At 71.7% G+C, this 20,999-nt stretch carries 23 protein-coding genes; 10 read left to right on the top strand and 13 right to left on the bottom strand.

Annotation, left to right across the window (positions count from 1 at the left end):
- Positions 1–2: 2 nt before the first annotated feature.
- Genes C7C46_RS21010 through C7C46_RS21000 form a run of 3 tightly spaced genes read right to left on the bottom strand, consistent with a single transcriptional unit; the run spans position 3 to position 3,549 of the window.
- A complete protein-coding gene (locus C7C46_RS21010) occupies positions 3–1,196 on the bottom strand; it encodes an ABC transporter permease (protein WP_245984650.1) in 1,194 nt (397 codons plus the stop codon).
- An 11-nt stretch (positions 1,197–1,207) separates the two neighbouring features.
- The gene (locus C7C46_RS21005; RefSeq protein ID WP_110671428.1) at positions 1,208–2,065 is read right to left on the bottom strand and encodes an ABC transporter ATP-binding protein; all 858 of its coding nucleotides are present in this window, start codon (positions 2,063–2,065) and stop codon (positions 1,208–1,210) included.
- Positions 2,065–3,549, bottom strand: coding sequence for an efflux RND transporter periplasmic adaptor subunit (locus tag C7C46_RS21000; RefSeq protein ID WP_181442445.1), 1,485 nt, complete (start codon positions 3,547–3,549; stop codon positions 2,065–2,067). The genes C7C46_RS21005 and C7C46_RS21000 overlap by 1 nt, the downstream gene beginning before the upstream one ends.
- Before the next feature lie 211 nt (positions 3,550–3,760).
- Here C7C46_RS21000 and C7C46_RS20995 point away from each other — a divergent pair, with 211 nt between their 5' ends.
- The gene (locus C7C46_RS20995) at positions 3,761–4,324 is read left to right on the top strand and encodes a sugar O-acetyltransferase (RefSeq protein WP_110671426.1); all 564 of its coding nucleotides are present in this window, start codon (positions 3,761–3,763) and stop codon (positions 4,322–4,324) included.
- Between the two features lie 8 nt (positions 4,325–4,332).
- On the opposite strand, the gene C7C46_RS20990 is transcribed toward C7C46_RS20995, so the two are convergent.
- Entirely contained in the window at positions 4,333–4,767 is a 435-nt protein-coding gene (locus tag C7C46_RS20990; protein ID WP_110671425.1) for a GNAT family N-acetyltransferase, read from the bottom strand.
- A 78-nt stretch (positions 4,768–4,845) separates the two neighbouring features.
- Positions 4,846–6,528, bottom strand: coding sequence for a phenylacetic acid degradation protein PaaN (paaN, locus tag C7C46_RS20985; protein ID WP_110671424.1), 1,683 nt, complete (start codon positions 6,526–6,528; stop codon positions 4,846–4,848).
- A 123-nt stretch (positions 6,529–6,651) separates the two neighbouring features.
- On the opposite strand from paaN, the gene C7C46_RS20980 reads away from it, so the two are divergent.
- Complete coding sequence (locus tag C7C46_RS20980; protein WP_110671423.1) at positions 6,652–7,233, top strand: TetR/AcrR family transcriptional regulator; 582 nt, start codon at positions 6,652–6,654, stop codon at positions 7,231–7,233.
- Between the two features lie 15 nt (positions 7,234–7,248).
- Here the strand turns inward: C7C46_RS20980 and C7C46_RS20975 are convergent, their stop codons facing one another.
- Complete coding sequence (locus C7C46_RS20975; protein ID WP_245984648.1) at positions 7,249–7,806, bottom strand: Lrp/AsnC family transcriptional regulator; 558 nt, start codon at positions 7,804–7,806, stop codon at positions 7,249–7,251.
- 177 nt (positions 7,807–7,983) lie between these two features.
- Between C7C46_RS20975 and pdhA the strand changes: the two genes are divergently transcribed.
- The 3 genes from pdhA to C7C46_RS20960 are packed head-to-tail and all read left to right on the top strand — an operon-like array spanning position 7,984 to position 11,407.
- Positions 7,984–9,117: a pyruvate dehydrogenase (acetyl-transferring) E1 component subunit alpha gene (gene pdhA / locus C7C46_RS20970; RefSeq protein ID WP_110671421.1), complete on the top strand. Its 1,134-nt coding sequence runs from the start codon at positions 7,984–7,986 to the stop codon at positions 9,115–9,117.
- A 29-nt stretch (positions 9,118–9,146) separates the two neighbouring features.
- Entirely contained in the window at positions 9,147–10,109 is a 963-nt protein-coding gene (locus tag C7C46_RS20965) for an alpha-ketoacid dehydrogenase subunit beta (protein WP_110671461.1), read from the top strand.
- A gap of 5 nt (positions 10,110–10,114) precedes the next feature.
- Positions 10,115–11,407 carry a dihydrolipoamide acetyltransferase family protein gene (locus C7C46_RS20960; RefSeq protein WP_110671462.1) on the top strand — a complete coding sequence of 431 codons (1,293 nt, stop codon included), beginning with the start codon at positions 10,115–10,117 and terminating at the stop codon, positions 11,405–11,407.
- 153 nt (positions 11,408–11,560) lie between these two features.
- On the opposite strand, the gene C7C46_RS20955 is transcribed toward C7C46_RS20960, so the two are convergent.
- Both C7C46_RS20955 and C7C46_RS20950 read right to left on the bottom strand, forming a co-directional pair.
- Positions 11,561–11,800, bottom strand: coding sequence for a hypothetical protein (locus C7C46_RS20955; protein WP_110671420.1), 240 nt, complete (start codon positions 11,798–11,800; stop codon positions 11,561–11,563).
- Positions 11,788–12,258, bottom strand: a complete 471-nt coding sequence (locus C7C46_RS20950) for an ATP-binding protein (RefSeq protein ID WP_146259157.1) — start codon at positions 12,256–12,258, stop codon at positions 11,788–11,790. Before C7C46_RS20950 ends, C7C46_RS20955 begins: the two co-directional genes overlap by 13 nt.
- Before the next feature lie 460 nt (positions 12,259–12,718).
- Here C7C46_RS20950 and C7C46_RS20945 point away from each other — a divergent pair, with 460 nt between their 5' ends.
- Positions 12,719–13,585 carry a helix-turn-helix domain-containing protein gene (locus C7C46_RS20945; RefSeq protein WP_110671418.1) on the top strand — a complete coding sequence of 289 codons (867 nt, stop codon included), beginning with the start codon at positions 12,719–12,721 and terminating at the stop codon, positions 13,583–13,585.
- Positions 13,578–13,772 carry a DUF397 domain-containing protein gene (locus C7C46_RS20940; RefSeq protein WP_110671417.1) on the top strand — a complete coding sequence of 65 codons (195 nt, stop codon included), beginning with the start codon at positions 13,578–13,580 and terminating at the stop codon, positions 13,770–13,772. The genes C7C46_RS20945 and C7C46_RS20940 overlap by 8 nt, the downstream gene beginning before the upstream one ends.
- A 52-nt stretch (positions 13,773–13,824) precedes the next feature.
- Here the strand turns inward: C7C46_RS20940 and C7C46_RS20935 are convergent, their stop codons facing one another.
- The 4 genes from C7C46_RS20935 to cysS all read right to left on the bottom strand — a co-directional run bounded on the left by C7C46_RS20935 (position 13,825) and on the right by cysS (position 17,187).
- Positions 13,825–14,913, bottom strand: coding sequence for a methyltransferase domain-containing protein (locus C7C46_RS20935; RefSeq protein ID WP_110671416.1), 1,089 nt, complete (start codon positions 14,911–14,913; stop codon positions 13,825–13,827).
- Positions 14,910–15,410 carry a DUF6879 family protein gene (locus C7C46_RS20930; protein ID WP_245984646.1) on the bottom strand — a complete coding sequence of 167 codons (501 nt, stop codon included), beginning with the start codon at positions 15,408–15,410 and terminating at the stop codon, positions 14,910–14,912. The genes C7C46_RS20935 and C7C46_RS20930 overlap by 4 nt, the downstream gene beginning before the upstream one ends.
- On the bottom strand, positions 15,397–15,696 hold the full coding sequence (locus tag C7C46_RS20925; protein WP_220040662.1) for a hypothetical protein: 300 nt from the start codon (positions 15,694–15,696) through the stop codon (positions 15,397–15,399). Before C7C46_RS20925 ends, C7C46_RS20930 begins: the two co-directional genes overlap by 14 nt.
- Before the next feature lie 108 nt (positions 15,697–15,804).
- A complete protein-coding gene (gene cysS / locus C7C46_RS20920) occupies positions 15,805–17,187 on the bottom strand; it encodes a cysteine--tRNA ligase (protein ID WP_110671415.1) in 1,383 nt (460 codons plus the stop codon).
- Between the two features lie 330 nt (positions 17,188–17,517).
- On the opposite strand from cysS, the gene C7C46_RS20915 reads away from it, so the two are divergent.
- A complete protein-coding gene (locus C7C46_RS20915) occupies positions 17,518–17,934 on the top strand; it encodes a hypothetical protein (protein ID WP_146259156.1) in 417 nt (138 codons plus the stop codon).
- A 170-nt stretch (positions 17,935–18,104) separates the two neighbouring features.
- Complete coding sequence (locus tag C7C46_RS20910; protein ID WP_245984644.1) at positions 18,105–19,673, top strand: globin domain-containing protein; 1,569 nt, start codon at positions 18,105–18,107, stop codon at positions 19,671–19,673.
- Between the two features lie 34 nt (positions 19,674–19,707).
- Here the strand turns inward: C7C46_RS20910 and C7C46_RS20905 are convergent, their stop codons facing one another.
- Positions 19,708–20,211, bottom strand: coding sequence for an NUDIX domain-containing protein (locus C7C46_RS20905; RefSeq protein ID WP_245984643.1), 504 nt, complete (start codon positions 20,209–20,211; stop codon positions 19,708–19,710).
- 284 nt (positions 20,212–20,495) lie between these two features.
- Between C7C46_RS20905 and C7C46_RS20900 the strand changes: the two genes are divergently transcribed.
- Positions 20,496–20,915: an SsgA family sporulation/cell division regulator gene (locus tag C7C46_RS20900; RefSeq protein WP_110671412.1), complete on the top strand. Its 420-nt coding sequence runs from the start codon at positions 20,496–20,498 to the stop codon at positions 20,913–20,915.
- Positions 20,916–20,999 lie beyond the last annotated feature (84 nt).

The following is a 20,999-nucleotide window of genomic DNA, read 5'->3' as shown; positions in this document are numbered from 1 at the left end:
CCTCACTCGTGCCGCAGGGCGTCGATGGGTCGCAGCGAGGCGGCCCGATTGGCCGGGTAGCTGCCGAAGAAGAGGCCGATGGCGACCGCGATCCCGAAGGCGCCGAACACCGAGGAGGGGATCACCACCGGCTTGATCCCGACCACGCTGAAGTGCGAGCCGATGATCCCGACCGCCACCCCGAGGCCGGCGCCGAGCACCGAGAGCAGGGTGGACTCGGTGAGGAACTGGCCCAGGATCACCGCCTTGGGCGCGCCCAGCGCCTTGCGGATGCCGATCTCCCTGGTCCGCTCGGTCACCGTGACCAGCATGATGTTGGTGATCCCGATCCCGCCGACCAGCAGCGAGATCGCGGCAACCGCCCCGAGCAGCACGGTGAAGGTCTGACTGGTGGACTCCCGCGCGGACAGCAGCGAGGTCTGGTTGCTGACCCGGAAGTCCAGCTTGCTCGGGTCGGTGAGCTGGTGGGTGCCCATCAGGATCTGGGTGATCTCGGACTGGGCGGCTGTGGTGGTGTCCGCCGAGGTCGCCTGGACCAGGATCTGGCTGACCGAGCCGAAGCCGGTGAAGGCGTTCTGCACGGTCGGCAGCGGGGCGATCACCACGTCGTCCGGGTCGTTGAAGCCGGTGGCGCCCTTGGTGGCCAGCACCCCGACCACGGTGAACGGGGTGCCACCGAGGCTGATCTTCTTGCCGATCGGGTCCTCGGAGTCGAAGACCTGCTTGGCGGTGGTGGAACCGATCACCGCGACCTTGCGCGAGTTCAGCACGTCGTCGTTGCTGAAGTAGTCGCCGGTGGCGATCTTCTGGTTGGCGGTCTCGAAGTACGCCGGGTAGGTGCCGATCACCTGGCCCGGGGTGTAGGAGATGTCGCCGTAGACCGCGGCGGCCGAGGTGGTGACCACCGGGGCCACCGACTTCACGTCCGGGGCGTTGGCCTGGTCGGCCAGGGCCCGGGCGTCCTCCACGGTCAGCTTCTTGACGGTGGAGGCGGTGCGGGCGCCGCCGCCGGCCCCGGAGGAGACGGTGAGCGAGTTGGTGCCGAGCGCCGTGATCGAGTTCTTCACCGCTGCCGAGGAGCCGTTGCCGACCGCCAGCAGCAGGATCACCGAGGCCACGCCGATCAACACGCCGAGCATGGTCAGCCCGGAGCGCACCTTGTTGGCCGCCAGTCCCGCGAGCGCGAATCTGATCATCTGCCAGAGGATCACCGGGCACCCCCGATCAGCTGCCCGGCCTGCCGGGTGGCCGACTGACGGGCCGCCAGCACCGGCGGCGGCCCGTCGACCGGGCCCTGCCGCAGATCGGAGACGATCTGACCGTCCACCAGCCGCAGCACCCGCTTGGCGTGCGAGGCCACCTCGTTTTCGTGGGTGATCAGCACGACCGTTCGTCCGGTCGCGTTGAGTCCGTCGATGATCGCGAGCACCTCTTCGGTGGAACGGCTGTCCAGGTTTCCGGTGGGCTCGTCGGCCAGCAGCATGGCCGGCGCGGTGACCAGGGCCCGGGCCACCGCGACGCGCTGCTGCTGGCCGCCGGAGAGCTCGTTGGGCTTGTGGTCGGCCCGGTCGGCCAGGCCCACCAGGGCCAGCGCCGCCTCGGCCCGGCGCCGCCGCTCGGCGGCCCGCACCCCGGCGTAGGCCAGCGGCAGCTCCACCTGGGCCATCGCGGTGGTGCGCGGCACCAGGTTGAAGGACTGGAAGATGAAGCCGATCTTGCGGTTGCGGACCAGCGAGAGCTGCTGCTCGTCCAGGTGGCCGACGTCGGTCCCGTCCAGCAGGTAGCGGCCCGTGGTGGGCACGTCCAGACAGCCCAGGATGTTCATCAGGGTGGACTTGCCGGAGCCGGAGGAGCCCATCACCGCGACGAAGTCGCCCTGCTCGATGTCCAGGTCGACGCCGAGCGGGCTGCCGTCCACCGGGTCCTCCGGGCCGCGCAGCGCGTGCACGGTGGCGTCGCCGTGGCCGTAGGACTTGGTCAGGCCGCGGACCCGGATCACCGGCGGCGGCGGGCCGGCCGGGGTGACGGCGGCCGCCGGCTGCGGCTTGCGGGACCGACGGGCCATCAGTTGCCGCCCCGGCTGCCGGAGGACACCTTGGCCCCGGTGCCGCCGCCCGTGCGGCCGCCGCCGGCGCCACCGCCGAAGCTGCCGGGGAAGGAGCCGCTCGGGAAGCCGTTGCTGCCGCCGGTGGTGGTCGGCACGATCTCCACCTTGTCGCCCTCGTTCAGGCCGGAGACCACCTGGACGGTGGAGTCGCCCTGGACGCCGACGGTGACCGGGACCCGGGAGCTGGTGCCGTCCGGCTTGACCACGGTGGCGGTGCGGCTGGTGCCGGTGCCGGACAGCGCCGCGGCCGGGACCGAGAGGGCGTTGTCCGCCTCGCCGGTGACCACCGAGATGGTGGCGCTCAGGCCGGTGCGCAGCTTGCTGGTGTCGCCGTTGATCTGCAGCACCGCGCCGTACTGGACCGCGCCGCTGCCGCTGCCGCTGCTCGAACTGGGCAGCGAACTGACCGAGAGCACCGAGGCGTTGAGCACGGTGTCGGACTGCGCGTTGAGCGTGACGGTGGCCGCCTCGCCCTTCTTCAGCTTGAGCGAGTCCAGCTCGGAGAAGGAGGCGGTGACCTGCATCCCGGTCGGGTTGGTGACCACGATGAAGCCGGACGGGGTGCTGCTGGAGCTGGAGCCGGTGCCGGACTTGCTACTGGTGCCGGAACCGCTGCCGCCGGAACCGGAGCTCGCCCCGGTGCCCGAGACGGTGTCGCCGACCTTGCCGCCGACCGAGGCCACCGTGCCGGAGACGGTCGCGGTCAGCGTGGTGCCGGCCAGCGCGGCCTGGGCGTTGGTCACGTTGGTCTGCGCGGTGGTGACCTGCTGCCGGGCCTGGGTGACCTGCTGCTGGGCCTGGGCGACCTGGGCGTCGTCCACCTTGGTGGTGGTGACGGTGGTGTACTGCGGCTGCGGGACGCTGCCGGTGCCGCCGCCGTTCCCGCCGCCGTTCCCGCCGCCGCCCGCGGCCGGGCCGGCCGTCGCGGGCGGCGCGGTCGGCGCGGTGGCGCCGCCGGAGGGGCGGTTGCTGGTGTAGGAGGACTGCACCACGCCGTTGCCGTTGACCGGGACCTGGCTGCTCGTGGTGGTGCCGGCCTGCGCCTTGGCCAGGTTCGCCTGCGCGGCGGTGAGGCCGGCCTGGGCGGTGCTCAGCGCGCTGTTCGCGGCGGCCACCTGCTGCTGGGCGGCCGTGGTGTCCACGGTGGCGAGCACCTCGCCCTGGGTGACCGTGTCGCCGACGGCCACCTTGACGGCGGTCAGCCTGCCGCCGGTGACGAAGTCCAGGCCCGCGTCGGTGGGCGAGGAGAGGGTGCCGGATCCGGACACCGTGGCCAGGACGGTCCCCTTGGTCACGGTCGCCGTGCGGGTGGCCGACTTGCCGGCCGCCGCGCTGCTGGTGCTGTTCACCGTGGTGTAGGCCAGCACACCGCCGACCAGCAGGGCCGCGCCGAGCACTGAGTTGACGAGGACGGCGCCGCGCCGTCGGTGGAGGACCTTCATGACGCACAAGGTTCGCCCGCACCTCTTGCGAAGTCCTGGGCGCCGCCTGAGTGCGGGCTGAACCGGCCGGGGCCGCCGGTTACCGACAAAATCGGACGAACGGTCCGGCACGGCACCCACGTCAAGGACGGTGTTGGCGCAACTCCCAGCAAGTTCCCAGCCACCTGGGGCACCGCATTCACCCCCGCCCCGGCGGGGTACGGATCCGGGCATGACCGAACTGAGCAACAAGCAGCTGATGCTGGCGGGCCAGTGGTACCGGCCGGACGATCCGGAACTGGCCGCCGACACCCGGCGACGGATCGAGCTCTGCGCCCGCTACGACGCGGCCCAGCTCGCCGAACCGGCCGAGCGGCAAGCGATCCTGGCCGAACTGCTGGGCGAACTGGGCGAGGAGGTACGGATCCGGGCGCCGTTCCGGTGCGACTTCGGCTACCACGTGCGGATCGGCGCGCGCAGCTTCGTCAACTTCGGCGCGGTCTTCCTGGACGCCGCGCCGATCACCCTGGGGGCCGACGTGCAGATCGGGCCGAACGTCCAGCTGCTGACGCCCGCCCACGAGCTGGACCCGCAGCGGCGCCGGGCCGGGTGGGAGCGGGCGCTGCCGGTGGTGATCGGGGACAACGCCTGGCTGGGCGGCGGGGTGATCGTCTGCCCCGGGGTGACGATCGGCGCCGACACCGTGGTGGGCGCGGGCTCGGTGGTGGTGCGCGACCTGCCGGCCGGGGTGCTCGCGGTGGGCAACCCGGCCCGGGTGGTCCGCCGGCTCGTCTAGGGGTGTCCCTACAGTTCGATCTGGTAGCGGATGAAGCCGCGGTTGTCGGCCAGCCGGTCGTAGAGCAGCCGGGCGGTCGCGTTGGTCTCGTGGGTCATCCAGTAGACCCGCAGGCACTCGCGCTCGCGGGCGAACTCGGCCACCGCCTCGATCAGCGCCCGGGCCACCCCCTGGCCGCGGGCCTCGGGCGCGGTGAACAGGTCCTGCAGGTAGCAGACGTCCGGGCCCGAGGTGTTGGCGTGCACCAGGAAGTGGGTGAGGCCGACCAGCCGGCCGTCCAGCTTGGCGCCCAGCGCGTGGATCCGGTCATCGGCCTGGAAGCCCGCCCAGGACCGGTCGAAGGTCTCGGCCGGCTCGGTCCGCCGGTAGAAGTCCAGGTAGCCGCGGAACAGCTGCTCCCAGGCCGGCCGGTCGGCGGGGGTGAGCTTCTCGATCGTGATCATCCAGCGATCCAAGCAGAGCCGGGCGGGCCGGCCAACAGGATTCCCCGCCGGCCGGCCCGCCCGGGCGCGCACGGTGCGTCAGGCCGGGCGGCGGACCTCCACCACGCGGAACCGGTTGGCCACGAAGGCGGCGTCGGTGTACGCGGAGTTGGCGGCCGGGTTGGCGCCGGTGCCGTGCAGGTCGGAGAAGGCTGCGGTCTGGTTCGGGTAGACCCCGCCGGTCAGGTTGAGCGAGAGGCAGACCCCGGTGTCCAGGCAGGCCTGCACCAGCTCGTGCTCGACCGCGGGCGAGGTGGTGTAGCCGGTGGCCGTCATCGCGCCGTGCTCGGTGACGCTCTGGCGCAGCAGGTCCACCGCGTCGGTGGTGGAGTCCACCGCGACGGCGAAGTAGACCGGGCCGAAGCACTCGGTGAGGAAGTGCGCCCGGTCGTCCGGCTTGTGCGCCTCGACCTTGATCAGCGCGGGGGTGCGGATGGTGGCCCCGGGGAACTCGGCCGACTCCACCACCCGCGGGGCCAGCGCCAGGTCGCCGTACTCGCCGCCGGCGGCGGCCGCGCTGCGCTGCAGCACCCCCGGGTTGACCACGGCGCCCAGGATCGCCGCGGCCCGCGCGTCGTCCCCGAGCAGGCCCTCGATCGCGGCGGCCAGGTCGGCCACCACCTCGTCGTAGGACTTGTCCCCCTGGTCGGTGCTGATGCCGGTGCGCGGGATCAGCAGGTTCTGCGGGGTGGTGCACATCTGGCCGGTGTACAGCGACAGGGCGAAGGCCAGGTTGTTCAGCATGCCCCGGTAGTCGTCGGTCGAGTCGACCACGACGATGTTGACGCCGGCCTTCTCGGTGTAGACCAGGGCCTGCTTAGCGTTCTCCTCGAGCCAGACGCCGAACTCGGTGGAGCCGGTGTAGTCGATGATCCGCACGTCCGGGTGGAGGGCGAGGGTCTTGGCGATGCCCTCGCGGTCCCGCTCGGCGGCCAGGGTGACGGTGTTCGGGTCGAAGCCGTACTCGGCCAGCACGTCGCGGGCGATCCGCACGGTGATCGCCAGCGGCAGCACCGCGCGCGGGTGCGGCTTGACCACCACCGGGTTGCCGGTGGCCAGCGAGGCGAACAGGCCCGGGTAGCCGTTCCAGGTCGGGAAGGTGTTGCAGCCGATCACCAGCGCGGTGCCGCGCGGGACCGTGATGAACTCCTTGGTCAGCACCAGCGGGTCGCGCTTGCCCTGCGGCTTGGTCCAGCTCGCGGTGGCGGGCAGCTTGGCCTGCTCGGCGTAGGCGTAGGCCACCGCCTCCAGACCGCGGTCCTGGGCGTGCGGGCCGCCGGCCTGGAAGGCCATCGCCGCCGCCTGTCCGGTGGTGTGCTGGACGGCCAGCGCCATCTCGTGCGAGCGGGCGTTGATCCGGGCCAGCACCTCGAGGCAGACCGCGGCGCGGGCGAGCGGGGTGGCCGCCGCCCAGCCGGCCCGGGCGGCCGCGGCGGCGGTGAGCAGCTCGTCCACGTCGGCGCGCGGGTAGCTGATGCCCAGCTCGATGCCGAAGGGGGAGGCCTCGGTGGCCACCGGCTCGCCGGCGGCCGGCTGGCCGGGCAGCTCGAAGGTGGTGCCGAGCAGCGCCTCGAAGGCCGCCTTGGCCTCGGCCGGCGCGCCCTCGCCGTAGGCCTTGGGGAACTCGGGGTAGGGCGACCAGTAGTCCCGCTCGGTGAGCGCGGTCAGCGCGCGGGACAGGGTCTCCTGGTGACGCTCGATCAGTTCGTCGACGGCGGCCATGCGGCGCTCCTAGCGGTTACGGCAGTCCAGTGCCTGACGCTCCTCAGCGTAACCGAACGATCGGTCGGGTCAAGAGTGCCGCCCGGATGAAGGCCGCCCGACCGGCCGGGGATACTCAGGGGTATGGCCGACACCCCGAACCGCACCACGTACACCGTCGAATCGCTGCTCGCGGTGACGGTGCAGGTCTTCAACGCGCGCGGCTACGACGGGACCTCGATGGAGGACCTGTCCCGGGCGGCCGGCATCTCCAAGTCCTCGATCTACCACCACGTGCGCGGCAAGGAGGAGCTGCTGCGGCTGGCGGTCGGGCGGGCGCTGGACGGGCTGTTCGGGACCCTGGACGAGCCGGCCGCCACCTCCGGGCGGCCGGTGGACCGGCTGGAGCACGTGGTGCGCCGCACCACCGAGGTGCTGCTGACCGAACTGCCCTACGTGACCCTGCTGCTGCGGGTGCGCGGCAACACCGGCACCGAGCAGTGGGCGCTGGAGCGGCGGCGCGACTTCGACCACCGGGTGGCCGAGCTGGTCCGGGAGGCGGTGGCCGCCGGCGAGCTGCGCGCGCAGGTGGAGCCGCGGCTGGCCACCCGGCTGCTGTTCGGCATGATCAACTCGATCGTGGAGTGGTACCGCCCGGGCTCGCCGCAGGCCGACGGGGTGGCCGAGGCCGTGGTCCGGCTGGCCTTCGACGGGCTGCGGGCGTAGGGCCCACCCCACGGCTCAGGCCGGCGGCACCCGGTCGGTCTCCTCGAAGACCAGCAGGGTCTGGGTGGACAGCACCCCAGGGATCGACTGCACGCTGCCCAGCACCAGCTCGCGCAGCGCCCGGTTGTCCGCCGTGTGCACCAGCATCAGTACGTCGAACTCGCCCCCCACCAGAGCGATGTGCGCCACCCCCGGCAGCTCCAGCAGCTGCTCGCGCACGCTCCGCCAGGAGTTCTGCACGATCTTCAGGGTGACGTAGGCGGTCGCACTCTGCCCGGCTCGTTCGTGGTCGACCCGGGCGGTGAAGCCGCGGATCACCCCGTCCTCCATCATCCGGGCGATCCGGGCGTAGGCGTTGGCCCGCGAGACGTGCACCCGTTCGGCGACCGAGCGGATCGAGGCCCGGCCGTCCTGCTGGAGCAGCCGCAGGATCGACCGGTCGACCCGGTCCAGGCTGCGGTCCGGGTGGGGCGCCGGGGACTGCTGGGTCACCGGATGCGGCACGGGGTGCGCGCCCTGGGCCGGCAGCGCGACCCGCCCGGCCGCCGCTGTGGCCATTTGTTCAGCGCCCATGTGCCCAAGCCCTCCGATGATGGACGTGCTGCTTTCAGCAGACTGCCGGAGCGGCCGAATGTCCAGCACCTTCACCGTGCTGTGGCCACAATGAAAAGACAACCGAACAATCGGTTGGGAGGCAATCCCCCAGTTCCTGCTGCTCCTGCTGCCCTCCCCACCCCTTGGAGGTGCCCGATGACCGTCCTCGACCACCGGCCGACCGCGCCGGTACCAGGCTGGCTGCCCGGCGCGACCGCGCCGCGGACCGATCCCGCGCCCCTCCTGCCCGACCCCGCCCCGGTGCGGGTGCTCGGCACCCCCGAGCTGGCCGGGTACCGGCCCGCGCTGCTGCGCGAGCTGTACCGCCGCCTGGTGGTCGGCCGCCGCTACAACCAGCAGGCCACCACGCTGACCAAGCAGGGCAGGCTGGCCGTCTACCCCTCCTCCACCGGCCAGGAGGCCTGCGAGGTGGCCGCGGCCATGGTGCTGGGCGAGGACGACTGGCTCTTCCCCAGCTACCGCGACACCCTCGCCGTGGTCGGCCGCGGGGTCGACCCGCTGGAGGCGCTGACCCTGCTGCGCGGCAGCGCGCACACCGGCTACGACCCGAAGGCCACCCGGACCGCCCCGCTCTGCACCCCGCTGGCCACCCAGGCCCCGCACGCGGTCGGCCTGGCGCACGCGGCCCGGCTGCGCGGCGAGCCGGCGGTGGCGCTGGCCATGCTCGGCGACGGCGGCACCAGTGAGGGCGACTTCCACGAGGCGCTGAACTTCGCCGCGGTGCTGAAAGCGCCGGTGGTCTTCCTGGTGCAGAACAACGGCTACGCGATCTCGGTCCCGCTGACCAAGCAGTCCGCCGCCCCGAGCCTGGCCCACAAGGCCGTCGGCTACGGGATGCCGGGCCGGCTGGTGGACGGCAACGACGCGGTCGCGGTGCACACGGTGCTCGCCGAGGCGGTGGAGCGGGCCCGGTCCGGCGGCGGACCGACCCTGGTGGAGGCGCTCACCTACCGGCTGGAGGCGCACACCAACGCCGACGACGCCACCCGCTACCGGCAGGGCGAGGAGGTGACGGCCTGGCAGCAGCACGACCCGATCCTGCTGATGGAGCGTGAGCTGCGCGCCGCCGGCCTGCTGGACGACGCGGCGGTGGCCGCGGCCACCGCCGAGGGCGAGCAGTTGGCCGCCCGGATGCGCACCGAGTTCCACGCCGAGCCCACCCTGGACCCGGCCTCGCTCTTCGCCCACGTGTACGCCGAACCGACCAGTCAACTTCGCGAGCAGGCCGAGCAGCTGGCGGCCGAGCTGGCGGCGGAGGCGGAGCAGTGAGCCTGGTGACCGAAACCCGCACCGCCACCATGGCCCAGGCGCTCAACAGCGCGCTGCGGGACACGATGCGCGAGGACCCGACCGTGCACCTGCTGGGCGAGGACGTCGGCCAGCTCGGCGGCGTCTTCCGGATCACCGACGGCCTGGCCGCCGAGTTCGGCGCCGACCGCTGCCTGGACACCCCGCTGGCCGAGGCCGGCATCCTGGGCACCGCGATCGGCATGGCGATGTACGGCCTGCGCCCGGTGGTGGAGATGCAGTTCGACGCCTTCGCCTACCCCGCGATGGAGCAACTGGTCTCGCACGTCGCGAAGATGCGCAACCGCACGGCCGGCAGGCTGGCGCTGCCGATCACCGTCCGGGTGCCGTACGGCGGCGGGATCGGCGGGGTCGAGCACCACAGCGACTCCTCCGAGGCGTACTACGCGAGCACCCCCGGCCTGCACGTGGTCACGCCGGCCACGGTGGGCGACGCCTACGGGCTGCTGCGCGCCTCGATCGCCTCCGACGACCCGGTGGTCTTCCTGGAGCCCAAGCGGCTCTACTGGTCCAAGGACGAGCTGGACACCGCCGCCGCCGTGGCGCCGGTAGGGCGTGCGGTGCTGCGCCGCACCGGCCGCTCGGCGGTGCTGATCACCTACGGCCCCTCGCTGCCGGTCTGCCTGGAGGCGGCCGAGGCGGCCCGCGCCGAGGGCTGGGACCTGGCGGTGCTGGACCTGCGCTCGCTGGTGCCGTTCGACGACGCCACGGTCTGCGAGGTGGTCCGCTCGGTCGGCCGCGCCGTGGTGGTGCACGAGTCCACCGGCTTCGGCGGGGTGGGCGCGGAGATCGCCGCCCGGGTCACCGAGCGGTGCTTCCACCACCTGGCCGCGCCGGTGCTGCGGGTCACCGGCTTCGACATCCCCTACCCCCCGCCGATGCTGGAGCACCACCATCTGCCCGGTGTGGACCGGATCCTGGACGCGGTCGCCAAGCTGCAGTGGGAGGCGTGACGGTGATGCCGATCGTGCGCGAGTTCACCCTGCCCGACCTGGGGGAGGGGCTGACCGGGGCCGAGGTGGTGCGCTGGCTGGTCGAGGTCGGCGAGGTGATCGCGGTCGACCAGCCGGTGGTGGAGGTGGAGACCGCCAAGGCGGTGGTGGAGGTGCCCTGCCCTTACGGCGGGGTGGTCACCGCGCGGTTCGGCGAGGAGGGCGAGGAACGGCTGGTGGGCCAGCCGCTGGTCACGGTGGCGGTGTCGCCGGAGCCGGGCACCGACGTGCCGGACCCGCAGCCGGAGCGCCCGCTGGTGGGCTACGGCGTGGCCGAGGGCGGCAAGGGCGCGCGGCGCCGGCGGCTGGGGGCGACGGCTGTGGCGGCTTCGGCAGCGGCGGCTCCGGCAGTGGCTCCGGCGGTGGCTCCGGCGGTGGTCGCTGCTCCGGCGGTCGTACCCGTCATCTCGCCGCTGGTGCGCAAGCTGGCGCGCGAGCACGCGGTCGACCTGGGCTCACTGACCGGCAGCGGGCCGGACGGGCTGATCATGCGGGCCGACGTGAACCGGGCGATCGAGACCGCGGCGGTGCCGGTGGCCGCCCCGGCGGTTCCTTCCTCCCCCGACTCCGTCCCGCTGCGCGGCCTGCGCCGCACGGTGGCCGAGAAGCTGACCCGCAGCCACCACGAGATCCCGGCCGCCACCTGCTGGGTGGACGCGGACGCCACCGAACTGCTCGCCATCCGGGCCCAGATGAACCAGGCCGACGCGCCCAAGGTCTCGCTGCTGGCCCTGCTGGCCCGGATCTGCGTGGCCGCGCTGGCCCGCTACCCGGAGCTGAACACCAGCGTGGACCTGGACGCCAACGGCGCACCGGCCGCGATCCGGCGCCACCCCGCGGTGCACCTGGGCTTCGCTGCCCAGAGCGACCGCGGCCTGGTGGTCCCGGTGGTGCGCGACGCCCAGCAGCTCACCACCGAGCAGCTCGGCGCCGAACTGGGCCGGTTGACCGCCGCCGCGCGGTCCGGCTCGCTCACTCCGGCGGAACTGACCGGCGGCACTTTCACGCTGAACAACTACGGCGTGTTCGGCGTCGACGGCTCCACCCCGATCCTCAACCACCCCGAGGCAGCCATGCTCGGCGTCGGCCGGATCATCGCCAAGCCCTGGGTCCACGAGGGCCGGCTGGCGGTCCGTCAGGTCACGCAGTTGTCGTTCACCTTCGACCACCGCGTCTGCGACGGCGGCACGGCCGGCGGCTTCCTGCGGTTCGTCGCGGACTGCCTGGAGCGTCCGGGGATGCTGCTGCGGCAGGTCTGACCGGAGTGAACTGTCGGCCCGGCGGGGGCATGGTGTCCTCGTCGGGCTTGGTCAGTCGGACGGTGGCCACGACCCCGAGGGCAACGCTCGCGAGGGCGAGGGCGAAGACGATCGCCAGGGCTGCGAGGATCAGGGTGTCCTCGGTGCCGGGCCTCACCGGCGGATGCCGATGAGGCGGTAACCGAGGCGTGCCCCGAGGTCCTGCACCAGGTGGTCGGCCTGCTGGTGGGTGAGGGCGAGGAGGAGTTGCTCGGCGGGACCGACGTGGATGTCGAGGTCCACGGCGGCGCGGAGCTGGACTGCCGCGTCGGGCACGGACTCGACGTCCAGGTGGGCGAGGGTGGTGCGCTCGGTGTGGATTGGCTGGGTGACCAGCGGGATCACGATTCCCATGTGCCGTTCCCCTCCGCTTGTCCGACGAGGGCCAGGAGGTTGAGCAGGGTGCTCACGGGGGCGTTGCCGAACTTCACCAGGGCGTGCCCGTCGACCGAGCCGCCGTTGGTGCGGGCGGAGCCCCAGCGCAGGCCGAACTTCTCGCCGCGCTGCTGGAGTTCGCGGATCAGGCCGGCGATCTGGGCATCGGTGTAGTCGAGCAGGGCCGGGTCGGTCGGCGCGAACGGCTCGCGGCGGGCGGCGGTCACGCGGCGGAGTCCAGCTCGAACCAGACCCGTCTTGCCCCCGCGCTCGTGCGGGGCCGCGCCGAACCGGTGGGTGAGCGAGCGGACCAGGTGCAGGCCCCGGCCGGACAGCTCGTACGGGTCGGCGGAGCAGGCGCGCTGCTCCGGGAGGGCGGGGCACTCGTCGGCGACGGACACCCGGAGCGTGCGGAGCGCCCCGTCGGCGAGGAGCACGACCACGACGACGGGCGCGGGGCTGCCGCCGTGCTTCCACGACGAAGAGCTCGTGCAGCGCGAGCTCGGCGTCGGCGATCAGGACCGGGGCCCAGCCGGCGGCGGTGAGGAGGTCGCGCAGCTCCTGCCGGGCGGCGGACCAGTCGGGGGGTTCGGGGGCAGGGGTGCAGAAGGGCATGGCGGAGCTCCAGGGTGAGGGGGTGTGGATTCGCGGTCGGCGGATGCGTCACCGTGAGCCAGGCCGGGATCCGGTTGCTCTGCGGTGCAGTTCGGGACAGCAGGCGCCTACTGCCGCGAAGACGGGCGTTACTGACGATCCGTCGGATCAGTACAGCGACAACCGTAGCGCAGGTGCGGGTAAATTTACCCGCCTCAGTACGGGGTTCCCTCGTCCGAGTGACAGCTGGCCCGCTGGGCAGCTCGCGCGGCACACTGACCCGACGAGAATCGAGAGGATGCCATGGCCAGTCGCACCAGCCCAACGCTCCGTCAGCGACGCGTGGGGACTGAGCTGCGGAGAATGCGCGAGCAGGCCGGCTTCGGAGGCAGCCAGCTCGCGCGCCTGCTCGGCGTCACCCCTGCGCATGTCACACAGTTGGAGAGCGGCAAGACCACTGTCAGCGTGGAGCGGCTGTACGCGATCGCCAGGGTGTGCATGTGCGACAACCAGCCCCTGCTCGATGCGCTGGCTGACATCATCGCGGACCGGAGCAAGGGCGGCTGGTGGGAGGAGTACCAGGGAGCCCTCCCGATCGACTTCCTTGAAGTGGCGGAACTCGAAGGCCACGCCAGAGAGATCGTCGCGTTCAACATGGCCTTTGTCCCAGGGCTGCTTCAGACACGTTCATACGCCAAGGCCTTGTTCGCAGGAGAGCTCGTTCCTCTTCGCAGCCAGGAGATTGACCTCAGGGTCGCCTTCCGACTGCGCAGGCAGCAGGAAATTCGCTCCTGTGAGACGCCGTACCGAGCGTTGGTGCACGAGGCAGCCCTGCATGGTCACTATGGCGGGCGTGACGTACTCCTCGACCAGCTCGCCTCCCTCATCGAGAGTTTCGAGCAGCCGGGCACCTCGATCAGGGTCGTCCCCTTCGAGGCGGTCACCTTCCCGGTCCCGAGCGAAGATCTTGTTCGTATGGCGGGCGACGTGCCAGAACTGGACACGGTCCAGGTCGACGCCTCCTACGGCGCCCACATCCTTGATCAACCCGCACGGCTCGCACGCTACCGTGCGACCCTTGAGCGCATCGAAGCCATCGCTCTCTCAGAAGATGACTCACTGGGCTTCATCCGCTCGACCATGAAAGAGGTTCAACGCAAACATGGCTAGCTCGTCGTGGCAGAAGTCCAGCTACAGCGCCAACGCCAACGAGTGCGTGGAAGTCCGCACCACTGACGGCCTGATCGAACTCCGCGAGTCCGACGAGGGCGACATCATCGTCCGCACCACCCCCACCAAGTTCGCCAAGTTCCTCCAGGGCGTCAAGGCCGGCGAGTTCGACCACTTCGCCGGCTGACACGCCAACGGTCGGGCCGCCCGCGCGTGAGCCCGGGCGGCCGACCGTTGGTTCAGCCGATCACGTTTCCCGGCTCGTCCAGCCAAGCCCGGTGCTCGCCTGCCACCGTGACCGTCAGGCCGAGCCGCGACAAGTGCGGCCGATCGCGGTGCTGCCACCACCGGTAGGCGGCCGTCACCTCCTCCCACAGGTTCCGGGGCCCGGACTGCGACACCGCGTGATCGCCCAGCCAGTCCGCGAGGCGGCAGTGGGCGTACGACGTCCCGTCCCAGACCTCGAAGCGGCCGGTGCCGAAGCGGTCGTAGGAAGCCCAGACGCTTTGCCGGAACAGCCCGGGCACCCGCAGGCCGATCGCGAACGCTGCGTCCGTGTTGTCCGCAAAGTCGGCCGGATCGACTTCCGAGGCGCTGTACCGAACGGTGTCGATGCTGAACTCTCCGCTGTCGGGCCGCTGGTCGCGCACCCACATGAACGCCACGTCCGCCACGAACGGGCCTGCGGCCGACCTGCCGTCCGCAGCGACCGTGAGCCGCGCGAGCGCTCCGTTGCACAACGCCGTGCCGTACGGGGCCAGAATTACCCCGCCCGGTTCGCACTGCTCGATCAACGCCCCCGGCACCCGCTGAACGGCTGCCGTCAGGTGGATGCGCTGGAACGGCGCCCCGGCCGGATCGCCGATCATGCCGTCCCCGGTCACCACACGGGGCCGCAGCCCCATGGCGTCGAGCCGAGCACGTGCCTGGGCCGCGAGTTCGGGATCCACCTCGATGCTGACGACCTTGTCACCGCCGAGCCGGTGGGACAGCAGGGCCGCCGTCCACCCCGTGCCGGTACCCACCTCAAGCACCCGAGTGCGGTCAGCCACATCCAGGTGGTGGAGCATCGTCGCCACTACCGTCGGCATGGAGCTGGACGAGGACGGCATCTCCGTTCCCTCGTACAGCTGCGTCACCAACGGCTGGTCCGTGCAGACCAGTTCGCACCAGCGCGCCGGGTCGGTGCCCTGGTCGATCCACTCGCCCGCGTGGTAGATCCGGGCCGGGGTGAACCGGCTGCGGGGCAGGGCGCGGAAGGGCACCTCCCATTCCTCCGACAGCACGCCGGACCTGCGGAGTCCATCGGTGAGTTCGTCCCAAGTCATCGACACCACCTACTGGCCCGGCTTGGGCGGATTGCTCGGCGGCGCGTCCCGGTGACCGTCATGCGGGGCCGTGTCCGGCGCACCGGAGTGCCCGCCGCCCGACCCACCGCCCGCCTGACCGGGTCCGTCCTTGCCTCCGCCTCCGCCGTCAGCCAGAAGTCGCGATCCGGCAACCCGGCTACTTCCTGCCGGGACTTGTCGATGATGCCGATGGACTCGCCGGCTGCGACGTTGCCGGGGTACCACGCGAGCTCGTACCGGAGGTAGTCCGAGAGCGGGGAGCTGAGCACGTGCACCCGGGCCAGCTGCTTGCCGTGGTCCGTCATGGAACGGACCCATGGGTTGTCCGCGCTCTCCGAGGGCAGGGGCCGGCCGGCGAGGAAGTCGGCGAACTCCTCACGCTCCTCTTCCACGTCGTAGACGGCCAGGGTTTCCAGCCGGAAGGCCGTCCGCTCGAAAGTCCGGAAGAGTCGGCCGAAGTCCTCACCCCTGAGCACTGAGGTACGCCTCCAGTCGAGTGCGGAAATAGCTCTCCAGCACCTCAGCCGGAATCTCGACCGCCGTCTCACCGACCGACAGGTTCAGCTCTGCCAACCGGGCCGGGTCAGTAATCCCGTACCCCTGCACCACGTAGTGCCCATCCTCGGTTCCCCACAGCGTCGGGCATGTCCCGTTCTTGCATGAGCCTTCCCCGGACAACCAGCGCAACATCATCTGCCCCCACGCGTCGTCAGCGGCTCCCCCATCGCATTCGATGCTCCCGAAGCGGACACCGACGGTCAAGGACCGGATCTTTCCAACACAGGAATGGCGGGCGAGGACCCGCCGAACGCGAAACGGAACTCCACCCCACGACGTGAGGAGGGTTCCGAGAAACGCGCTGCTCCCGGTTCACGCGGGTGTCACCTCTTCCGCGACCCACCATCGAGTGCAGCCCGGGGTGTCCTCGATGACGATCCCCCGTTCCTGCAGGGCCTTGCGGATCTCGTCGGCTTCCTCGAACCTCCGTGCCTGGCGTAGTTCGCGCCGGCGGGCCAACTGGGCTTCGATCTCGGCGTCACCGCTTCGGCTGTCCAGGTTGAAGGCGTCGAAGAGGTCGTTGAGGTCGCTGAGCAGTTCCAGGGCGGCACGGCCCGGGGGCTCCTCCCGCCTGTTCTGCTCGCGGATGTAGTCGAACAGGACGGCGAGTGCGCCGGGAGTGTCCAGATCGTCGTCCAGCCGCTCGTAGAGGTCTTCCCTGACCCTGGCGGCCAAGCCGGCCCCGGCGGTGCTCTCCTCGCGGTCGCGGTCGATCAGGCGGGCGAAGTTCTCCACCCGGCGGCGGGCGGCTCGGGCCTGCTCGATCGTGGTGTCGTTCAGCTCCATCGAGGAGCGGTAGTGCTGGCTGAGGAACGCGTAGCGCAGGGTGCGGAAGTCGGCGACCTTGAGGATGTCCCTGATGGTCAGGAAGTTGCCGGCGCTCTTGGACATCTTGGCGCCGTCCACGCGCAGCAGGCCGGTGTGCATCCAGTAGCGGGCCAGCGGCTCGCGCCCCGATGCGGACTCCATCTGGGCGATCTCGGCTTCGTGGTGCGGAAAGATGAGATCGACCGCGCCTCCGTGGAGGTCGTACTGCGGGCCGAACAGCGCTTCGGTGATGGCGGTGTCCTCGATGTGCCAGCCGGGCCGGCCTTCTCCGAGTGCCGTGGCCCAGTACGGTTCGCCGGGCTTTCGGGCCTTCCAGAGCGCGAAATCGCCGGGGTTGCGCTTCTGCTCGTTCTCGTCCACCCGGGCAAGGGAGTCCTCGGCCGTCACCTCGGTGCGGCCGGAGAGCTTCCCGTAGCCGGGGAACGTGGCCAGGTCGAAGTACCAGCCGTCGTCGAGTCGGTAGGCGTGGCCTCGCTCGATGAGCTGCTGGACCTGGGCCACGATCTCGTCGATGTGGTCGTGGGCCCGGCCGAAGACGTCGACGTTGGTGTTGTGCAGCGCCGCCATGTCGTCGAAGTAGTGCTGCTCGAACTCGGTGGCCAGGTCGCGCGCGTCCACGCCCAGTTCGCCGGCCCGGCGGATGATCTTGTCGTCCACATCGGTGAGGTTCTGCGCGTAGGTGACCTGGTAGCCGCGCTGCTTGAGGTAGCGCGCGACGAAGTCGAACTGGGTGTAGGTCTTCGCGTGGCCGACGTGGCTCAGAGCGTAGACAGTCGGGCCGCAGACGAACATCCTGACCAGCCCCGGCGCCGAGGGAACGAACTGCTCCTTGCGCTTGGTCAGCGTGTTGTACAGCCTGATGGCCATCTCGCCCGTTCCCTCCTCCAGCGGTCCGAAAACTTGCCGACCGGCCCCAGAGACCGACGAATGCGATCGAGCAAACTGTTTGACGTCTCATCAGTCGCCGGGCGGCCATCGAAGCCTACTGCCGGATTCCTACCGAAATGTTTCATCCTGATCGGTGTATCCGGGAACCGGCCTTCCGGCAGCGGCCGGCACCTTGATCGCCGAGATCCGCTTAACCGCCGCGCTTCCCGGGCAGGTCGGGGACGCGCCTGTGCGGCGTGCCGGTCCACCACGGGGGATCGGGTTCCGATGTGTTCCGATGCGCTTCGAAGGGGTCCCACCATGCTCCGGATGTCCCGTACCACCCGCCTGGCCGCTCGCCCGGTGGCCGTCGCCGCGATGGCCTTCGCGGTGCTCGCCACCGGGGCGGCCAGTGCGTTCGCCGAGACGTACGTGCTGCGCGACTCGAGTCCCACCATGGTGACCGGCTCGGCCGGGCTCTGCTCGATGAACCGCTACGAGATCGAGGGGTACAACGGGGCCTCGCACGAGTACGCGCAGGGCACGGCGTCGCTGGCCGGCGGCACCGCCTGCTGGGTCTTCATCCGCCAGTCGAAGGACGGCGGGGCGACGTACACCCAGAGCGACCTGGTGTGGGTGCCCGCCAACGGCTCCGCCTCGACGCCGGTCTACTACGACGGGCCCGGTTACTGGGACCAGGTCTGCGTCCAGGTCCAGCGAGGCACCTGGTGCGACGGCTGGTACTGACGGCCGGTACTGGCGCAGGTGCCGTTCGGCGGGTCGCGGCGGGCGAAGGCGGGAGCCTAGCGCGCGCGGCGGCCCGCCGTCCGGCGTTCCGGGGATTTGTCGGATCAGCTGTACGGCCGTGCCACGCTACCCGAGGCGTTGCTGGGACGACCGGAGGCGAAACGATTCTCTTGAGCACCCGTCAGGTAGCAGTGAAGTCGCTCTCCGCGCTGCTGGTCCGCTCCGGTCAGGGATCGGCTGCGGCCACCGCGGTGCCGGGGATGGTCGAGCCCGAGCCGACGGCCGAGGAGGCCGCACCCGTCGCGCCCGTCGTGCCCGCGCCCGAGCCGGTGCCAGTGCCGATGCCCGCGCCGGTGATCCCGCCGATGCCCAGTGAACCACCCGCCGTACCACCGGCCTTCGCGCTCGCGCCAATCGAGCAGCCGTTCGAGCAGCCGATCGGGCACGCGGTCGAGCAGGCGGCGGCGCACCCCGTCGTGGAGCCGCTGTTCAGCTGGGCGCCCGGGCTCAACTGGGCCGGCCCCGGGGACCAGTGGAGCCAGGCCTGGACCGGCCAGGGCCTCGCCGCGCTCCCGCCGGCCCCGGCGCCCGCCGCTCCGCAGGGGGCCGACCTGCCGCCCACCCCGCACGACCTGGAGCTGATCCGCAGCACCCTGTCCATCGTGGAGCCGGTGGCGGACCGGGCCACCGCGCACTTCTACGCGCTGCTCTTCGTCCACCACCCGGACGTCCGCTCGATGTTCCCGGCCGCCATGGACGTGCAGCGCGACCGGCTCTTCCGGGCCCTGCTGCTGGCCGCGCGCAGCGCCGACGACCCGGCCGGGCTGACCGCGTACCTGGCCAACCTCGGCCGCGGCCACCGCAAGTACGGCACCACCACCGCGCACTACGGCCCGGTGGGGGAGTGCCTGCTGGCGGCGCTGGCCAAGTACAGCGGCAGCCGATGGGACGCCGAGACCGAACTGGCCTGGCGTCGGGCGTACGGACTGATCTCCAGCATCATGATCAACGCCGCCGAGCAGGCCGCGGCCAGCACCCCGCCCTGGTGGCAGGCCGAGGTGGTGGCGCACCAGGTGCGCGAACGGGACGTGGCGGTGCTGACGCTGCGCACCGACCACCCGTACCCGTACCGGGCCGGCCAGTACACCACCCTGGAGACCCCCTGGTGGCCGCGGGTCTGGCGGCCGTTCTCGTTCGCCACCGCGCCGCGCCCCGACGGTTTGCTGACACTTCACGTCAAGGCGGTGCAGAGCGGCTGGGTGTCCAGCGCGCTGGTCCGCCGGGCCCAGCCCGGGGACGTGCTGCGGCTCGGTCCGCCGACCGGGTCGATGGTGGTCGACCACACCGACGGCGCCGACCTGCTCTGCCTGGGCGGCGGCACCGGGATCGCACCGGTCACCGCGCTGGTCGAGGAGGTGGCCCAGCACGGCGCGAACGGTCGCGGGGTGGAGGTGTTCTACGGCGCCCGGCGGACCGAGGACCTCTACCAGCTGGAGGTGCTGCGCGAGTTCGAGCGGCGCAACACCTGGCTGACGGTGCGTCCGGTGGTCTCCGAGGAGGTGGTCCGCCCGGGCAGCGGGCTGTCCGGGCTGCTCGGCGACGTGGTGGCCCAGCTCGGTCCGTGGGACGGCTACCGGGCCTACCTCAGCGGCCCGGCGGCGATGGTGCGGCGCTCGGCCAGCATGCTGGTCCGCTCCGGGGTCCGGCTGGAGCACATCCACCACGACCTGGAGCTGTGACACCTGGCCCTCGAAAACCCTGGCCGGCAGCGGCTCACAGGTCGGGGGCCAGCAGCGCGCGGATGCCCTCGATGTTGGCGGCCAGGTAGGAACGGAGCGAGGGCGGCACCAGGTTGACCGCGGTGACCCCTTCCCGGGTGAAGGGCAGCCGGACGATCTCGTACTCGCCGCGCGGCTGGTCCACCTCGGGGCCGTGCCGGCGCCCGGGGTCCATCGAGGCCAGCCGGCAGACGAAGAAGTGCTGCACCTTCACCCCGTGCGGGTGCAACAGGGTGCCGTCCTCGTGGTGGGAGTGCGCGACGGTGTCGACGAAGGCCGGGACCACGTCCACCACCTTGCCGCCGAGTTCCTCGTCCACCTCGCGGTGCAGCGCCTCGGTGACGGTGCGGTCCTCGGGCTCGACGCCGCCGCCCGGGGTGATCCAGTACGGGTTGCTGCCCGGCCTGGTGCGCTTGATCACCACCAGCGCGGCCGGGCCGTGCCGCGGGTCCTCCTGGTCCAGGTCCAGCAGGATCGCCCGGGCGGTGCGCTTGACCACCGGCCGGAGATGGGGGGTCGGTCCCGGATGAGGAGTCGGTTCCGGATGGAGTGCCGGTCCCGGCGCCGCAGGCACAGGAGTCACTGCCGTCACCTCCGCAGGCGTTGTGCGGGAGCATCCCGCAGGCGGCGGGTGCCGAAACTCGCACAGGCGGACGAACGGGAAACCGGTGGTATCCGCCCGACCGCGACGCACCAGCACAGCAACCGACAGCGAACCGCATGCCCGGCCGGAGCAGGACCGCACGGAGGTGACGGCCCGGGCAGAACGAGAGGTACGGGCGCATGCACAGCACTGTCCAGGGGCACGTGGTGATGAACCTCGTGGTCTCCCGCGAGCTCTCCTTCCGCCTGGTGGTCGATCTGGAGTACGACCCGACCGACCCCTACGCGGTGCGGCTGACCTTCCACCTGCCCGGGGACGTGCCGGTCAGCTGGGTGTTCGGGCGGGAGCTGCTGCTCGACGGCATCAGCCGGCCCACCGGGGAGGGCGACGTGCGCATCCGCCCGGTCGGCGAGGAGCTGTCCGAGGTCGGCATCCTGCTGTGCTCGCCGGACGGCGTCGCGCAGTTGCGCTGTGCCGCCCCGCCGCTGGCCGCCTTCCTGGCCCGGGCCGACCGGCTGGTGCCGATGGGCCGGGAACTGGCGGAGGCCGCCCTGGAGGCGAAGCTCGCGGACATCCTCAGCGGGGGCTGCATCGGCTGAGCGCCGCCGGACGTGGTGCGGGCCCGGCTCCTGGAGGGGAGTCGGGCCCGCACCACGCTCAGCTGGATGCTCCTATAGACGTCA

The sequence above is a fragment of the Streptomyces tateyamensis genome (genome assembly GCF_003205575.1).
Taxonomy (GTDB): domain Bacteria; phylum Actinomycetota; class Actinomycetes; order Streptomycetales; family Streptomycetaceae; genus Kitasatospora; species Kitasatospora tateyamensis.
This window is presented reverse-complemented; position numbering and strand designations above follow the sequence as displayed.

Bases quoted from the DNA above. Each gene is read 5' to 3' on its own strand.
- C7C46_RS20980 (WP_110671423.1), top strand. From the start codon at position 6,652: ATGGCCGACACCCCGAACCGCACCACGTACACCGTCGAATCGCTGCTC.
- C7C46_RS20995 (WP_110671426.1), top strand. From the start codon at position 3,761: ATGACCGAACTGAGCAACAAGCAGCTGATGCTGGCGGGCCAGTGGTAC.
- C7C46_RS21005 (WP_110671428.1), bottom strand. From the start codon at position 2,065: ATGGCCCGTCGGTCCCGCAAGCCGCAGCCGGCGGCCGCCGTCACCCCG.
- C7C46_RS20945 (WP_110671418.1), top strand. From the start codon at position 12,719: ATGGCCAGTCGCACCAGCCCAACGCTCCGTCAGCGACGCGTGGGGACT.
- C7C46_RS21000 (WP_181442445.1), bottom strand. From the start codon at position 3,549: ATGAAGGTCCTCCACCGACGGCGCGGCGCCGTCCTCGTCAACTCAGTG.
- C7C46_RS20960 (WP_110671462.1), top strand. From the start codon at position 10,115: ATGCCGATCGTGCGCGAGTTCACCCTGCCCGACCTGGGGGAGGGGCTG.
- C7C46_RS20975 (WP_245984648.1), bottom strand. From the start codon at position 7,806: ATGGGCGCTGAACAAATGGCCACAGCGGCGGCCGGGCGGGTCGCGCTG.
- C7C46_RS20965 (WP_110671461.1), top strand. From the start codon at position 9,147: ATGGCCCAGGCGCTCAACAGCGCGCTGCGGGACACGATGCGCGAGGAC.
- C7C46_RS20900 (WP_110671412.1), top strand. From the start codon at position 20,496: ATGCACAGCACTGTCCAGGGGCACGTGGTGATGAACCTCGTGGTCTCC.
- pdhA (WP_110671421.1), top strand. From the start codon at position 7,984: ATGACCGTCCTCGACCACCGGCCGACCGCGCCGGTACCAGGCTGGCTG.
- cysS (WP_110671415.1), bottom strand. From the start codon at position 17,187: ATGGCCATCAGGCTGTACAACACGCTGACCAAGCGCAAGGAGCAGTTC.
- C7C46_RS20915 (WP_146259156.1), top strand. From the start codon at position 17,518: ATGTCCCGTACCACCCGCCTGGCCGCTCGCCCGGTGGCCGTCGCCGCG.
- C7C46_RS21010 (WP_245984650.1), bottom strand. From the start codon at position 1,196: ATGATCAGATTCGCGCTCGCGGGACTGGCGGCCAACAAGGTGCGCTCC.
- C7C46_RS20940 (WP_110671417.1), top strand. From the start codon at position 13,578: ATGGCTAGCTCGTCGTGGCAGAAGTCCAGCTACAGCGCCAACGCCAAC.
- C7C46_RS20935 (WP_110671416.1), bottom strand. From the start codon at position 14,913: ATGACTTGGGACGAACTCACCGATGGACTCCGCAGGTCCGGCGTGCTG.
- paaN (WP_110671424.1), bottom strand. From the start codon at position 6,528: ATGGCCGCCGTCGACGAACTGATCGAGCGTCACCAGGAGACCCTGTCC.
- C7C46_RS20990 (WP_110671425.1), bottom strand. From the start codon at position 4,767: ATGATCACGATCGAGAAGCTCACCCCCGCCGACCGGCCGGCCTGGGAG.
- C7C46_RS20955 (WP_110671420.1), bottom strand. From the start codon at position 11,800: ATGGGAATCGTGATCCCGCTGGTCACCCAGCCAATCCACACCGAGCGC.